The sequence below is a fragment of the Pseudomonas sp. RW409 genome, from assembly GCF_003184125.1.
Lineage (GTDB): Bacteria > Pseudomonadota > Gammaproteobacteria > Pseudomonadales > Pseudomonadaceae > Aquipseudomonas > Aquipseudomonas chlororaphis_I.
Map to the genome: position 1 here is coordinate 525,228 of NZ_QHHP01000021.1, position 14,340 is coordinate 539,567.

Annotated in this window: 14 protein-coding genes; 12 read left to right on the forward strand and 2 right to left on the reverse strand. The window is 61.1% G+C overall.

Annotated features, from left to right (window positions below):
- Nucleotides 1-2: 2 nt before the first annotated feature.
- The 3 genes from DK261_RS11155 to DK261_RS11165 all read left to right on the forward strand — a co-directional run bounded on the left by DK261_RS11155 (nt 3) and on the right by DK261_RS11165 (nt 2,805).
- Complete coding sequence (locus tag DK261_RS11155) at nt 3-437, forward strand: MarR family transcriptional regulator (RefSeq protein ID WP_009050207.1); 435 nt, start codon at nt 3-5, stop codon at nt 435-437.
- Between the two features lie 328 nt (nt 438-765).
- Nucleotides 766-2,115 (forward strand): NCS2 family permease, encoded by a 1,350-nt coding sequence (locus DK261_RS11160; RefSeq protein ID WP_009050208.1) that lies wholly within the window; start codon nt 766-768, stop codon nt 2,113-2,115.
- Nucleotides 2,116-2,178: 63 nt separating this feature from the next.
- On the forward strand, nt 2,179-2,805 hold the full coding sequence (locus tag DK261_RS11165) for a LysE family translocator (protein ID WP_009050209.1): 627 nt from the start codon (nt 2,179-2,181) through the stop codon (nt 2,803-2,805).
- Between the two features lie 189 nt (nt 2,806-2,994).
- On the opposite strand, the gene uraH is transcribed toward DK261_RS11165, so the two are convergent.
- Nucleotides 2,995-3,348, reverse strand: a complete 354-nt coding sequence (uraH, locus tag DK261_RS11170) for a hydroxyisourate hydrolase (RefSeq protein ID WP_009050210.1) — start codon at nt 3,346-3,348, stop codon at nt 2,995-2,997.
- A 421-nt stretch (nt 3,349-3,769) separates the two neighbouring features.
- On the opposite strand from uraH, the gene puuE reads away from it, so the two are divergent.
- The 9 genes from puuE to DK261_RS11215 all read left to right on the forward strand — a co-directional run bounded on the left by puuE (nt 3,770) and on the right by DK261_RS11215 (nt 12,922).
- The gene (gene puuE, locus DK261_RS11175) at nt 3,770-4,696 is read left to right on the forward strand and encodes an allantoinase PuuE (RefSeq protein WP_023966466.1); all 927 of its coding nucleotides are present in this window, start codon (nt 3,770-3,772) and stop codon (nt 4,694-4,696) included.
- Nucleotides 4,693-5,208, forward strand: coding sequence for a 2-oxo-4-hydroxy-4-carboxy-5-ureidoimidazoline decarboxylase (uraD, locus tag DK261_RS11180; protein ID WP_009050212.1), 516 nt, complete (start codon nt 4,693-4,695; stop codon nt 5,206-5,208). The genes puuE and uraD overlap by 4 nt, the downstream gene beginning before the upstream one ends.
- A 78-nt stretch (nt 5,209-5,286) precedes the next feature.
- Nucleotides 5,287-6,282 (forward strand): allantoicase, encoded by a 996-nt coding sequence (alc, locus tag DK261_RS11185; RefSeq protein WP_009050213.1) that lies wholly within the window; start codon nt 5,287-5,289, stop codon nt 6,280-6,282.
- A gap of 148 nt (nt 6,283-6,430) precedes the next feature.
- A complete protein-coding gene (locus tag DK261_RS11190; RefSeq protein ID WP_009050214.1) occupies nt 6,431-6,934 on the forward strand; it encodes an ureidoglycolate lyase in 504 nt (167 codons plus the stop codon).
- A 51-nt stretch (nt 6,935-6,985) separates the two neighbouring features.
- Nucleotides 6,986-8,296, forward strand: coding sequence for a urate hydroxylase PuuD (locus DK261_RS11195; protein ID WP_028683104.1), 1,311 nt, complete (start codon nt 6,986-6,988; stop codon nt 8,294-8,296).
- Between the two features lie 168 nt (nt 8,297-8,464).
- The gene (locus DK261_RS11200) at nt 8,465-9,823 is read left to right on the forward strand and encodes a nucleobase:cation symporter-2 family protein (protein ID WP_053269693.1); all 1,359 of its coding nucleotides are present in this window, start codon (nt 8,465-8,467) and stop codon (nt 9,821-9,823) included.
- A 145-nt stretch (nt 9,824-9,968) separates the two neighbouring features.
- Nucleotides 9,969-10,754: an outer membrane protein OmpK gene (locus DK261_RS11205; protein ID WP_110175708.1), complete on the forward strand. Its 786-nt coding sequence runs from the start codon at nt 9,969-9,971 to the stop codon at nt 10,752-10,754.
- Between the two features lie 385 nt (nt 10,755-11,139).
- The gene (locus tag DK261_RS11210) at nt 11,140-11,925 is read left to right on the forward strand and encodes an outer membrane protein OmpK (protein ID WP_009050218.1); all 786 of its coding nucleotides are present in this window, start codon (nt 11,140-11,142) and stop codon (nt 11,923-11,925) included.
- 142 nt (nt 11,926-12,067) lie between these two features.
- Nucleotides 12,068-12,922, forward strand: coding sequence for a pirin family protein (locus DK261_RS11215; RefSeq protein ID WP_016704393.1), 855 nt, complete (start codon nt 12,068-12,070; stop codon nt 12,920-12,922).
- Between the two features lie 90 nt (nt 12,923-13,012).
- Here the strand turns inward: DK261_RS11215 and DK261_RS11220 are convergent, their stop codons facing one another.
- Nucleotides 13,013-14,185 (reverse strand): patatin-like phospholipase family protein, encoded by a 1,173-nt coding sequence (locus DK261_RS11220; RefSeq protein WP_103331204.1) that lies wholly within the window; start codon nt 14,183-14,185, stop codon nt 13,013-13,015.
- Nucleotides 14,186-14,340: the final 155 nt, after the last annotated feature.

The following is a 14,340-nucleotide window of genomic DNA, read 5'->3' on the forward strand; positions in this document are numbered from 1 at the left end:
ATATGCTTGACCTTAAAAACCAGACCACGCAACAAGCCGCCATGGAAGCTTTCTTCTTTGGTTACCAGGCGTTCACCGCCAAGGCCGACGAAATGCTCGAGCGCCGCGGCCTGAGTCGCGTGCATCAGCGCATCGTGTTTTTCATTGCCCGTTATCCGGGGCTGAGTGTGAAGGAACTGCTCACGGCACTGGGCGTGAGCAAGCAGGCGCTGAACATTCCGCTGCGCCAATTGATGGAGATGCACCTGGTCAACAGCGTTGCCCCAGAGAGCGACAAGCGTAAACGCCTGCTGGAACTGACCGAGGACGGTGCGCGCTTTGAGCAATCGCTGCGGCGCGAGCAGGTGAAGCTGCTGCAACGGGTGTTCGCCGAGGCCGGCGAGGCGGCGGTGGATGGCTGGCTGGCGGTGAACAAGGCCCTGGGCGAAAACCGCTGACACCACAGCCTGCGAGCGCACAGCGGTCGTCAACCTGCATAGCCGATGCTTCTGCAAGACCCGCGTCAGCCCCATTACGAGCGCTGCGCGCTCGATCGCAGGCTGCGCCAGCGGCTACAGGCATATAGCCTTTCTGGCGAACTTTTCGCACACAACCCAAAAAACATTATTTGCTTTCTTTGTATACAAAAGCATAATTCGCCACGTGCGAGTTCCTGACCCATAGGTCAATAAAAGCCCGCAAGCCTTACATGCCTCAAAGAGCCGCTGCCCACCCTCGCGTGTCCGGCTCTGGAAAAAATAATAAAACTCTTGAGGAGTACTCGCTGTGGAAAGCCGCAAATCCGAAGCCCCTACGCTGGAACTCTCGCCGCCGCTGAACAGTGGCTGGCTGGAGCGCATCTTCAAACTCAGGTTGCATGGCACCACGGTGAAGACCGAGCTGATCGCCGGTCTGACAACCTTCATCACCATGGCCTACATCATCTTCGTCAACCCCAACATCATGGCCGACGCCGGCATCGACCACGGCGCGGCCTTCGTCGCCACCTGCATCGCCGCCGCCCTGGGTTGCCTGTTGATGGGGCTGTACGCCAACTGGCCGGTAGGCCTGGCGCCCGGCATGGGGTTGAACGCCTTTTTCACCTACACCGTGGTCGGAACCATGGGCTACAACTGGGAAACCGCCCTCGGTGCGGTGTTCGTGTCCGGCGTGCTGTTCATGTTCCTGACCTTCTCGAGGATCCGCGAATGGCTGCTCAACAGCATTCCGGCCAGCCTGCGCTTCGCCATGGGCGCCGGCGTGGGCCTGTTCCTCGGGCTGATCGGCTTGAAGACCGCGGGCATCGTGGTCGATAGCCCGGCCACCCTGATCAAGCTCGGCTCCCTGCGCGAACCCGGCCCGCTGCTGGCGGCGATCTGCTTCCTGATGATTGCCGTGCTCAGTTACCACCGGGTGTTCGGCGCGATCCTCATCAGCATCATCACCGTGACCCTGGCCGGCTGGGGCCTGGGCCTGGTGCACTACGAGGGCATCATGTCGGCCCCGCCGAGCCTGGCACCGACCTGGATGGCCATGGACGTCGCCGGGGTGTTCAACGTCAGCATGATCAGCGTGGTGCTGGCCTTCCTCTTCGTGCACATGTTCGATACCGCCGGCACCCTGATGGGCGTGGCCCAGCGCGCCGGCCTGGTCAACCCCGACGGCAAGATCGAGAACCTCTCCCGCGCCCTGAAGGCGGACAGCGCCTCCAGCGTATTCGGTGCGGTGGTTGGCGTTCCACCCGTGACCAGCTACGTGGAAAGTGCCGCGGGTGTCGCCGCGGGTGGTCGGACTGGTCTTACCGCAGTGACCGTAGGTGTGCTATTTATCGCAGCCATGTTTTTCGCACCGCTGGCTGGCATGATCCCCGCTTATGCCACCGCCGGTGCGCTGATTTATGTGGCGATGCTGATGATGGGCGGCATGGCCCACATCGATTGGGAAGAGGCCACCGACAGCATCCCGGCGATCGTGACCGCAATCATGATGCCGCTGACCTTCTCGGTCGCCGACGGTATCGCCCTGGGTTTCATCACCTACGTAGCCTTGAAGGCCGGGACGGGCAAGTACAAGGAAATCTCCATCAGCCTGTGGGTGCTGTGCGCGATCTTTATCGCCAAGTTCATTTTCTTGTAGGCACATCGGTTTCAAACGGCCTCACCCCGTCGGGTGAGGCTTTTGCACATAAGGAGAAAGGCAATGAGCGTGGAAACCTGGCTGCTGTTCAGCGGCGCGGCACTGGTGGTGATCCTGATTCCGGGCCCGCTGTCCCTGCTGATGATCAGCAACAGTCTGAATTACGGTTTGCGCCGGTCCTACCCGGCGTTTCTCGGCGGCGTGTTTGCCTCGATCTGCCTGCTGAGTGCCTCGGCCCTGGGCCTGGGCGCCCTGCTGCTGGCTTCGGAGCAGCTGTTCAGCGCCCTGAAAATCGTCGGTGCGCTGTACCTGTTCTATCTCGCCTGGCAAAGCTGGCAGCAATCGCGGCAGCCCTCCCTCGGCGCCGAAGTGCCCCAGGCCGCACCGAAACCGCGCTTTCGCGCACTGTTCGGGCGCGCTTTTGTGCTGGGCGCGAGCAACCCGAAAGACATTCTGTTCTTCGCCGCATTTCTGCCGCAGTTTCTCAGCGCCGAACAACCCTTCCTGCCACAACTGCTGATCATGATCGTCACCTGGACCCTGCTCGACCTGCTGTGCAAGCTGGCTTACGGCCTGGGCGCCCATGGCGCGGCGCGCTACCTGCGCAGCGGCAAGGGCCAGAGCTGGTTCAACCGGGTCAGCGCCGGGCTGTTCAGCGGCGCGGGCGCTGCATCGCTGTTGAGCCGCTGAGAGCATCGCGGGCAAACCTCGATCCTACAGAAGCAGTGCAAATCCTGTAGGAGCGCGCGGGCGGCAATCCGACTTGTCCGCGATAGCGTCCTCACAAGCAGCACTTTTCCGGGGACGAAAAAAAGCCCGCAGTGTGAGCGGGCGAAAGACCAAAGAAGCTATTTGCGCAGGCTTCGTGGGGGGAAAGTCCTAGCTTCCTCTGTAGGTCGAATAACTGTAGGGCGAGATCAGCAGCGGTACGTGGTAATGCTCCTGCTCGGCCGAGATGCCGAAACGCAGCACCACCACATCGAGAAACGCTGGCTCAGGCAGTTGCACGCCGCGAGCACGGTAGTAATCGCCGGCATGGAATTGCAGCTGGTAAACCCCGGTGCGGTAGTCATCGCCTTGCAGCAACGGCGCATCGCAACGGCCATCGCTGTTGGTCAGGGCACTGGCGACCAGTTCCAACTGGGCACCTTCGACCCGGTACAGCTCGACCTTGATGGCGCTGCCTGGGCAGCCATGCGCGGCATCCAACACGTGTGTAGTCAAACGTCCCATTGATTCTGCGTGTCTGTGCGCGCTCACACGTCCAGACCTCGCGCCTCCTGAAGTCAGTTGATAAGGAGACCGCACCATTTCGGAGCACGAAAGGATGCGGCAAGGAATTTATTAAGACACTTTTAAAAAAAATTGTACACAATAAAAATCACCCATTTCCGGGTACTTCGAGCAAGTCCCCGTATTCCCTTGATCAGCGGCTAGACCATGAGAGCAGAAGACTTTTCATCCATTAGCTGACCAACCAGGCAGGTTTCTTGCAGTACCCAGGGATGAACACAATCGATGAAAAATGCAAAAAATCGGGCTTACAAACTGATTGAAAAGTTGTATACAATCGTTCCATCGCTGTGACGCCAGCCTGCCTTTCCCCCTCAGGCCCCGCCACGCCACCGTTATCACGATAAGAAGGAAGACTGCAGTGAGCGCTGACTACCCACGCGACCTGATCGGTTACGGCTCCAACCCTCCTCACCCTCACTGGCCGGGCAATGCCCGCATCGCCCTGTCGTTCGTGCTCAATTACGAAGAAGGCGGCGAGCGCAATATCCTGCACGGCGACAAGGAATCAGAAGCCTTCCTTTCGGAAATGGTCGCCGCCCAGCCCCTGCAGGGCGAGCGCAACATGAGCATGGAATCGCTGTACGAGTATGGCAGCCGCGCCGGCGTCTGGCGGATCCTCAAGCTGTTCAAGGAATTCGACATTCCGCTGACCATCTTCGCCGTCGCCATGGCCGCCCAGCGCCATCCGGACGTGATCCGCGCCATGGTCGAAGCCGGCCACGAGATCTGCAGCCACGGCTACCGCTGGATCGACTACCAGTACATGGACGAGGCCCAGGAACGCGAGCACATGCTCGAGGCGATCCGCATCCTCACTGAAATCACCGGTGAACGCCCGCTGGGCTGGTACACCGGCCGCACCGGCCCGAACACCCGGCGCCTGGTGATGGAAGAAGGCGGTTTCCTCTACGACTGCGACACCTACGACGACGACCTGCCCTACTGGGAACCCAACAACCCGACCGGCAAGGCGCACCTGGTGATCCCCTACACCCTGGACACCAACGACATGCGCTTCACCCAGGTCCAGGGCTTCAACAAGGGCGACGATTTCTACCAGTACCTCAAGGATGCCTTCGACGTGCTGTACGCCGAAGGCGCCGAGGCGCCGAAGATGCTGTCCATCGGCCTGCACTGCCGCCTGATCGGCCGTCCGGCGCGCCTGGCCGCCCTGAAACGCTTTATCGAGTACGCCAAGGGTCACGATCAGGTCTGGTTCACCCGCCGCGTGGATATCGCCCGCCACTGGCAACAAACCCACCCGTTCCCGGGAGCTGCGAAATGAGCACCTTCCAAACCCTGAAACCCTCGACCCTGAGCCGCGACGCCTTCGTCAAAGCCTTCGCCGATATCTACGAACATTCGCCATGGGTCGCCGAAAAGGCCTTCGACCTGGGCCAGGACGCATCGATCGACCGGATCGACACCCTGCACCAGCGCATGAGCGACATCCTGTTGAGCGCTGATCACCAGAGCCAGTTGGCCCTGATCAACGCTCACCCGGACCTGGCCGGCAAAGCCGCCGTCCAGGGGCAGCTGACCGAAGCCAGCACCCATGAACAGGCTGGCGCCGGTATTCACCAATGCACGGCCGAAGAGTTCCAGCGCTTCACCGAGCTGAACGATGCCTACAAGGCCAAGTTCAAGTTTCCCTTCATCATGGCGGTAAAAGGCAGCAACCGGCATCAGATCCTCGCGGCGTTCGAAGCCCGCATCCACAACTCGGTGGACACCGAATTCCGGTGCGCGCTGGCGGAGATCAACAAGATCGCCCTGTTCCGATTACTGACTCTCTAGCAAGCCTGGCCCGAGTACGAAACGTACCCAGGGCCCTGCAAGCATCCCAAGCCACTCAATTAAAGGCAGACAAGAAGAATGAAAGCTTACGCCGTACCTTTCGAGAAGTTCGTCAACCTGGCCGACGCCCGCCTGGGCACCAAGATCATCTCGGTGACCGATGACTGGTTCGCGGACGCCAACCGTCTGTTCCAGCCGACCCCGGCCGTATGGAAGGAGGGCGTATTCGATGACAACGGCAAGTGGATGGACGGCTGGGAGTCGCGCCGCAAGCGCTTCGAAGGCTACGACAGCGCTGTGATCCGCCTGGGCGTGCCTGGCCAGATCAAGGGTGTGGACATCGACACCTCATTCTTCACCGGCAACTTCCCGCCATCGGCCTCCCTGGAAGCCTGCTTCCTGACCGAAGGCGAGCCGAACGAAAACACCCAGTGGGTGGAAGTGCTGCCGGCCGTCGAGCTGCAAGGCAACAGCCATCACTACCACGAGATCAGCAACGACCAGGCGTTCAGCCACCTGCGCTTCAACATCTACCCGGATGGCGGCGTGGCCCGTCTGCGCGTGCACGGCATCCCGTACCGCGACTGGTCGGCGGTCGGCGACAACGAACAGGTCGACCTGGCAGCCGCCCTCAACGGTGGCCGCGCCCTGGCCTGCTCCGATGAACACTTCGGCCGCATGAGCAACATCCTCAACCCGGGCCGCGGCATCAACATGGGCGATGGCTGGGAAACCGCCCGCCGCCGCACGCCGGGCAATGACTGGGTGATCGTCGCCCTGGGCCATCCGGGCGAGATCGAGAAGATCATCGTCGACACCCTGCACTTCAAGGGCAACTACCCGGACAGCTGCTCGATCCAGGGCGCCTTCGTCAAGGGTGGCACCGACAGCCAGATCGAAACCCAGTCGCTGTTCTGGCGCGAACTGCTGCCGAGCCAGAAGCTGGAAATGCACGCCGAACACACCTTCGCCGAGCAGATCAAGGCCCTGGGCCCGATCACCCATATCCGCCTGAACGTGTTCCCGGACGGTGGCGTCAGCCGCCTGCGGATCCTCGGCAAGGTCGCGAAGTAATGCCGAGCCTGTAGGCGCGAAGCTTGCTCGCGATAGCGGTTGTCAGGTCGACATCTGCTGTCTGGTTTGACGCCATCGCGAGCAAGCTTCGCTCCTGCAAAAAACATGACTTGCCGAAAAACCGAACTCACAGATTAAGAAGAACAGCATGCGCACATTGATGATCGAACCGCTGACCAAAGAAGCCTTCGCCCCCTTCGGTGACGTGATCGAAACCGACGGCAGCGATCACTTCATGATCAACAACGGTTCGACCATGCGCTTCCATCGTCTGGCTACCGTGGAAACCGCCACGCCGGACGACAAGGCGATCATCAGCATCTTCCGCGCCGACGCGCTGGACATGCCCTTGACCGTACGCATGCTGGAGCGCCATCCGCTGGGCAGCCAGGCTTTCATTCCGCTGCTCGGCAACCCCTTTCTGATCGTGGTCGCGCCACTTGGCGATGCACCTGTATCGGGCTTGGTCCGCGCCTTCGTCAGCAATGGCAGGCAGGGCATTAATTACCATCGCGGCGTCTGGCACCACCCGGTGCTGACGATCGAAAAGCGGGATGACTTCCTGGTGGTTGATCGCAGTGGCACAGGCAATAACTGCGATGAGCATTTCTTTGAAGAGGATGAGTGTTTGATCCTCGCCCCCCACCAATAAGAGAAGGTCTGATCACCCGAAAACAAGGGTGACAGGCGAGAGGTAAAGACTGTGGAAGCACATCTGTTGGAATGGCTCAACCTGAGCGTGCGTTGGGTTCACATGATCACTGGCGTGGCCTGGATCGGCGCGTCGTTCTACTTCGTCTGGCTGGAAAACAACCTCAATCGCGTCAACCCCAAGGACGGCCTGTCGGGCGACCTCTGGGCAATCCACGGTGGCGGCATCTATCACCTGGAAAAATACAAGCTGGCCCCACCGTCCATGCCGGAGAACCTGCACTGGTTCAAGTGGGAAGCCTACTTCACCTGGATGTCGGGGATCGCCCTGCTCTGCCTGGTGTTCTACTACAACCCGATGCTCTACCTGGTAGCGCCCGGCAGCGGCCTGACCGGCCCTGAAGGCGTGGCCATCGGCATCGGTTCGCTGATCGCCGGCTGGTTCGTCTACGACTTCCTCTGCGACTCGCCCCTGGGCAAGAAACCCGCCCTGCTCGGCTTCATCCTGTTTGTGCTGTTGATCGCCGCGGCCTATGGCTTCAGCAAGGTGTTCAGCGGTCGCGGCGCCTATCTGCATGTCGGCGCCATCATCGGCACCATCATGGTCGGCAACGTGTTCCGCATCATCATGCCGGCCCAGCGCGCGCTGGTGGCCGCCATCGCGGAAAACCGCACGCCGGACCCGACCCTGCCGGCCAAGGGCCTGCTGCGTTCGCGCCACAACAACTACTTCACCCTGCCCGTGCTGTTCATCATGATCAGCAACCACTTCCCGAGCACCTACGGCAGCCAGTACAACTGGTTGATCCTGGCCGGGATCGCGGTGCTGGCAGTGCTGGTGCGTCACTACTTCAACACCCGCCACGACAGCCACAAGTTCGCCTGGACCCTGCCGGTCGCGGCCCTGGGCATGATCTGCCTGGCCTACGTCACCGGCCCTGCGCAAATGGCCAAGGGTCCGGAAGTGGCCAAGGCCCCGGCAAAGATCGAGTACCAGCCACTGCCGGAAACCGCCATCGGCGGCGGCGCCAAGCCTGAGGCCGCAGCGGCTCCGGCGGCTCCCGAAGTTGCTCCGACGCAAGCGTCCACCACAACCCAGGGCCCGAGCTTCGACAAGGTGCACAACGTGATCCAGGAACGTTGCACCGTCTGCCACTCGGCCAAGCCCACCAGCCCGCTGTTCAGTGCCGCGCCGGCCGGCGTGATGTTCGATACCCCGGAGCAGATCAAGCTCCAGGCCCCACGGATCCAGGCCCAGGCAGTCGCCAGCCAGATCATGCCGCTGGGCAACATCACCCAGATGACCCAGCAGGAACGTGACCTGATCGGCGCCTGGATCAACCAGGGGGCGCGCACCAACTGAGTCACCGCTGAAAAACATCGCGGGCAAGCCTCGCTCCTACGGGAGTGAGCTTACTACGGGAGTGAGCTTGCTCGCGATCAGCCGCCACGCGGTTGGCCTGCTGCAAAAAAGCTGTTCGCAACCACACAGCTTTCTAATCACAAGAATAAAAAAGATCCGAGGTGTTGCATGTCCGCGTTAACCGAACCGCGCATCCCCGACGCACCCGCCATTGCGCGACTGCCCCTTTTGCAACTGATCCTGGTCGGTTTGCAGCATGTCCTGCTGATGTACGGAGGCGCCATCGCGGTGCCATTGATCATCGGACAGGCCGCGGGTCTGAGTCGTGAAGAAATCGCTTTCCTGATCAATGCCGACCTGCTGGTCGCCGGCATCGCCACCATCGTGCAATCCCTCGGCATCGGCCCCATGGGCATCCGCATGCCAGTGATGATGGGCGCCAGCTTTGCCGCCGTGGGCAGCATGGTGGCCATGGCCGGCATGCCGGGCATCGGTTTGCAGGGGATCTTTGGCGCGACCATCGCCGCCGGTTTCTTCGGCATGCTGATCGCGCCCTTCATGTCCAAGGTGGTGCGTTTCTTCCCGCCCCTGGTCACCGGCACCGTCATCACCTCCATCGGCCTGTCGCTGTTCCCGGTCGCGGTGAACTGGGCGGGCGGCGGCAGCCACAATACCGAATTCGGTTCCCCGATCTACCTGACCATCGCCGCGCTGGTACTGGGCACCATCCTGCTGGTGCACCGTTTCATGCGCGGTTTCTGGGTGAATATTTCCGTGCTGATCGGCATGGGCCTGGGCTACGTGCTCTGCGGCCTGATCGGCATGGTCGACCTCAGCGGCATGGCCCAGGCGCCCTGGGTGCAGGTGGTCACTCCGCTGCATTTCGGCATGCCGCAGTTCCATCTGGCGCCGATCCTTTCGATGTGCCTGGTGGTAGTGATCATCTTCGTCGAGTCCACCGGGATGTTCCTCGCCCTGGGAAAGATCACTGGCCAGGAAGTCACCCCGCACATGCTGCGTCGCGGCCTGCTGTGTGATGCCGGCGCCTCGTTTTTCGCCGGTTTCCTCAACACCTTCACCCACTCTTCGTTCGCCCAGAACATCGGCCTGGTACAGATGACCGGCGTGCGTTGCCGCTCGGTGACCCTAGTCGCCGGCGGCCTGCTGATAGTCCTGAGCCTGCTGCCCAAGGCGGCTTTCCTGGTGGCCTCGATTCCACCGGCGGTACTGGGTGGCGCAGCCATCGCCATGTTCGGCATGGTGGCGGCGACCGGGATCAAGATCCTCCAGGAAGCCGACATCGCCGACCGCCGCAATCAACTGCTGGTGGCGGTGAGCATCGGCATGGGCCTGATTCCGGTGGTCCGCCCGGAATTCTTCGCCCACCTGCCGCTGTGGATGAGCCCGATCACCCACAGCGGAATCGCCATGGCCACTCTCAGTGCCCTGGCCCTGAACCTGCTGTTCAACATCCTGGGCGGTACCGAACGGGCCGCCAGCAATCCCCGACACGCCCACCAGCATTGAAGCCTGAACGGGGCGGCCTGGCGGTCGCCCCTGCTTGACCGTCGATACCCGAAATACACGCACGACAGGCAGACCCGGCACCGCGCCCGGTCGCAGTCGGCGGCTGCCTGCGCCTTGACAATAAAAACAAACAGGGAGCAACACGATGAGACATGCACACGCACGCCTGCTGCTCAGCGGCACACTGCTGGCGACAACCCAGGCCATGGCTGGCGACCTGCTGCTGTGGCAGACCAACAGCCTGACGTACCTGTACGGCAAGAACTTCGCGATCAACCCGTCGATCCAGCAGACGGTGACCTTCGAACACGCCGACCGCTGGAAGTACGGCGACACCTTCCTGTTCGTCGACAAGATTTTCTACAACGGCCAGGAAGACCGTAACAAAGGCCGCCACGCCTTTTACGGCGAGTTCAGCCCCAGGCTGTCGTTCGGCAAGATCCTCGACCGCTCATTGGCCTTCGGCCCGGTCAAGGATGTGTTGCTGGCCATGACCTACGAATATGGCGAAGGCGACAGCGAGGCCTACCTGATCGGCCCCGGTTTCGACCTCGCCGTTCCGGGCTTCAACTATTTCACCCTGAACTTCTACCGCCGCCAGACCGAAGGCCCGCGCCCCGGCGACGGTGTCTGGCAAATCACCCCCTCCTGGTCCTACAGCATCCCGCTGGGTCGCTCGAACCTGTTGATCGACGGCTACCTGGACTGGGTGGTGGACAACGACCGGAACGACCGCGGCACCTACCACGCCAACCTGCATATCAACCCACAGATCAAATACGACCTGGGCAAGGCCCTGCGCCTGGGCGAGAAGCAGCTGTATGTCGGCCTCGAATACAGCTACTGGAAAGACAAGTACGGCATCCAGAACAGCCCGAACCTGGACACCAACCAGAACACCGCCAGCCTGCTGGTGAAGGTGCATTTCTAGGATGGCCGGCAAACGTGCTCCAAAGTTGTTTCAAGTGCGCTATTGCAGAGCACTTGAGCAAGGCCGTGGGAGTCAGTATTCTCCGCGGCCGCCTGAATCCGGTGAAAAAAAAAGCCCGGATTTAAAAACTGACCAGAAAGCCAACTTATCCAGGCCTCTGGAAAGTACCAAGGCGTACCGATTTAGAACCGAATTCACTCTCGATCGACTGTATTCGTACAGCCGCGCGGGAGTTTTTGCGTTTTTTTTTCGCCTTGGCTCAGCTCTTGCTATCAGCAACAAAGCTGACCGATCGGATGATTTTTCAGCCACTGAAAGGTGCCACACCAGAGCACCGGCTTTAAAGAAAAAAACGTGGAACCACTTACTTTTTGGGAGCAACCGAATGAACCGCATCTGTAAAGGCCTGATGCTTGCCGGATCCTTGCTGGCAGGGGCCCAGGCCACCGCCGGCGATCTGCTGCAATGGCAGAACAACAGCCTGACTTACCTCTACGGCAAAGACTTCGCGATCAATCCAGAAATCCAACAGACCGTTACGTTCGAACATGCCGATGCCTGGAAGTACGGCGACAACTTCCTGTTTATCGACAAGATCTTCTACAACGGTAAAAAGGACGGCAACGTCGGTCCGAATACTTATTACGGCGAGTTCAGCCCGCGTCTTTCATTCGGCAAGATCTTTGATCAGAAGTTGGAGTTCGGTCCGATCAAGGATGTATTACTGGCCATGACTTACGAGTTCGGCGAAGGCGATAACGAGTCCTACCTGATCGGTCCGGGTTTTGACCTGGCGATCCCCGGGTTCGATTACTTCCAGTTGAACTTCTACAACCGCCAGACCGAAGGCAGCCGTGCCGGCGACAATGTCTGGCAGATCACCCCGGTATGGTCCTACACCATTCCGGTGGGCCGTTCGGACATCCTGATCGACGGCTTCATCGACTGGGTAGTGGACAACGACAAGAATTCCAAAGGCGAGTACCACGCCAACCTGCACATCAACCCGCAGATCAAGTACGACCTGGGCAAGGCGCTGAAACTGGGCGACAAACAGCTGTATGTCGGTATCGAATACGACTATTGGAAGAACAAGTACGGGGTCAAGGACACCCCGTACTTCGACACCGACCAGAACACCGCCAGCCTGCTGCTCAAGTACCACTTCTGATGCTGTGAGCACCGTTCCCGTGCGGGTCGCGGGAACGGATTACATCGAACAAATCGATAGTAACGCGCCGATATTCGCAACCATCGATCAGTTGAGCTGGCATAGCATGTCGCTCATTCCAATCTGATCAGGAGTTGCATCGATGACTCAATTTCGCAAAGTACTCAGCGTCCATACCGGCCAGCCCGCTTCGGACGGCGCCGGCGTCAGACTGACCCGGGTCTTCGGTGGCCAGGGTGTCGAGCGTTTCGACCCGTTCCTGATGCTCGACGAGTTCGGCTCGGAAAACCCCGACGATTACATCGCCGGCTTCCCGCCCCATCCCCATCGCGGTTTCGAAACCGTCACCTACATGCTCGAAGGCCGCATGCGCCATGAGGATCACCTGGGCAACGTCGGCCTGCTGGAAGGCGGTGGCGTGCAGTGGATGACCGCTGCCAAGGGCATCATCCACAGCGAGATGCCGGAGCAGGAAGAAGGCGTGATGCGCGGCTTCCAGCTATGGCTGAACCTGCCGGGCAAGCACAAGCTGGACAAGGCCGGTTACCGGGACATTCAACCCCAGGACATCCCGCGCCTGACCACCGCCAATGGCGTGGAAGTGGTGGTGATCGCCGGCCGCTTCGATGACGGCCAGGTGCAACAGACCGGCGCCGTGGAGCGACCAGACACCGAGCCCCACTACTTCGACCTGCGCCTGCCTGCTGGCGCCAGCATCAGCCCGCGTCTGCCTGAAGGACATCGGGCCCTGCTGTATGTCTATGAAGGCCAGGTTGAGCTGGCCGGGCATCCGCAACCGGTCGCCAGCAGCAAGCTGGTGCGCCTGTCCGACCAGGGCGAGATCCAGTTGAGCAGTGCCAATGGCGCCCGTGTGCTGTTGATCGCCGGCAAGCCCCTGGGCGAGCCGATCGTGCAGTACGGCCCGTTCGTGATGAACACCCGGGAAGAGATCGAGCAGGCGTTGCGGGATTTTCGCGATGACAAACTGACGGCCTGAGCATTGCCCTTAGAAACGCTATCGCGAGCAAGCTCGCTCCTACAGAGATAATGAACTCCCTGTAGGAGCGAGCTTGCTCGCGATGCTTTTTCAGGCCGTCTCGACTTCTGCCGCCAATCCCAGGAAGCGCCGCAGCTCGTCGCGCTTGGCCAGGGCATCGCTGCGTCCCAGTTCGATCAGTTCGCTGCAATACCCCGACTCGAACAACAGGTAACTCAGGACTCCGGCACCGCTGGTCTTGGTTGCCCCCGGCCCGCGCAGAAACAGGCGCAGTGCCGCCGGCAGCTCATGCCGGTGCCGGGCAGCGATCTCGTCGATCGGCTGGCTGGGCGCAATCACCAGCACCTCCACCGGTGCCACGCCCAGGGCGCGGACGGGCGTGCCCGACGGCAGCAGATGACTGAACTGGTTGAGTCGCTGCAAGAGTTCGATGTCGCTCTCCAGGCTGTCAATGAAGGTACTGTTGAGCATGTGGCCGCCGATCTGCGCCAGCGTCGGCTGCTGTCCGGTGTAGCTGCGTTGCTGGGGCACCTGCGGATCGATGCCGCGAGGGTTGCCGCTGACCCCGACCACCAGCACCCGGCTGGCCCCCAGGTGCAACGCCGGACTGATGGGCGCCGATTGCCGCACCGCGCCGTCGCCGAAAAACTCCTGGTCGATTTTCACTGGAGCGAACAGCAACGGAATCGCCGAACTGGCCAGCAAGTGTTCGACCGTGAGTTCGGTGGGCAGGCCGATACGCCGATGGCGCAGCCAGGCATCGATGGTGCCGCCGCCCTGGTAGAACGTCACCGCCTGGCCCGATTCGTAACCGAAGGCCGTGACCGCCACCGCCTGCAGGTGCTTTTGCGCGATCGCCTGACGAATGCCGGACAGTTGCAGCTTATCGTTCAACAACTGCCGCAGCGGCGAGCTGTTGAGCAGCGCCACCGGCACCTGCGCGCCCAGGCCGAGCAGGCTGTGGCCGACGAACCGGGTGGCCTGGCGGATCACCCCGGGCCAGTCGCTGCGGATCACTTGATGGCTGCGAAAGCCCTGCCAGAACGCCGTGAGACGTTCGATGGCCGCGGTGAAATCCAGCGCGCCGCTGGCCAGGCTGACCGCGTTGATCGCCCCGGCCGAGGTCCCGACAATCACCGGAAACGGATTGCTCGCCCCCGCCGGCAGCAACTCGGCAATTGCCGCCAATACCCCCACCTGATATGCCGCACGAGCCCCGCCGCCGGAAAGAATCAATCCTGTGACCGGTTCCGCTGGGCTCATCGCTACACTCCATGGCGCTGATAAAGGGCTTTCAATCTTGGCTCTGTACGAAAAGTGGCTACGCTCGGCCATGCTGCGTTAAAAACAGGCTCGGAATGCTCATGTAGGCCCCTACACTCCGCTTCCTCGCCTGTTTTTGCCTTGCCTGACCTTCG

Excerpts from the sequence above, each read along its gene's own strand:
- DK261_RS11155 (WP_009050207.1), top strand. The coding sequence starts at position 3 with ATGCTTGACCTTAAAAACCAGACCACGCAACAAGCCGCCATGGAAGCT.
- DK261_RS11165 (WP_009050209.1), top strand. The coding sequence starts at position 2,179 with ATGAGCGTGGAAACCTGGCTGCTGTTCAGCGGCGCGGCACTGGTGGTG.
- uraH (WP_009050210.1), bottom strand. The coding sequence starts at position 3,348 with ATGGGACGTTTGACTACACACGTGTTGGATGCCGCGCATGGCTGCCCA.
- uraD (WP_009050212.1), top strand. The coding sequence starts at position 4,693 with ATGAGCACCTTCCAAACCCTGAAACCCTCGACCCTGAGCCGCGACGCC.
- alc (WP_009050213.1), top strand. The coding sequence starts at position 5,287 with ATGAAAGCTTACGCCGTACCTTTCGAGAAGTTCGTCAACCTGGCCGAC.
- DK261_RS11190 (WP_009050214.1), top strand. The coding sequence starts at position 6,431 with ATGCGCACATTGATGATCGAACCGCTGACCAAAGAAGCCTTCGCCCCC.
- DK261_RS11200 (WP_053269693.1), top strand. The coding sequence starts at position 8,465 with ATGTCCGCGTTAACCGAACCGCGCATCCCCGACGCACCCGCCATTGCG.
- DK261_RS11205 (WP_110175708.1), top strand. The coding sequence starts at position 9,969 with ATGAGACATGCACACGCACGCCTGCTGCTCAGCGGCACACTGCTGGCG.
- DK261_RS11210 (WP_009050218.1), top strand. The coding sequence starts at position 11,140 with ATGAACCGCATCTGTAAAGGCCTGATGCTTGCCGGATCCTTGCTGGCA.
- DK261_RS11215 (WP_016704393.1), top strand. The coding sequence starts at position 12,068 with ATGACTCAATTTCGCAAAGTACTCAGCGTCCATACCGGCCAGCCCGCT.
- DK261_RS11220 (WP_103331204.1), bottom strand. The coding sequence starts at position 14,185 with ATGAGCCCAGCGGAACCGGTCACAGGATTGATTCTTTCCGGCGGCGGG.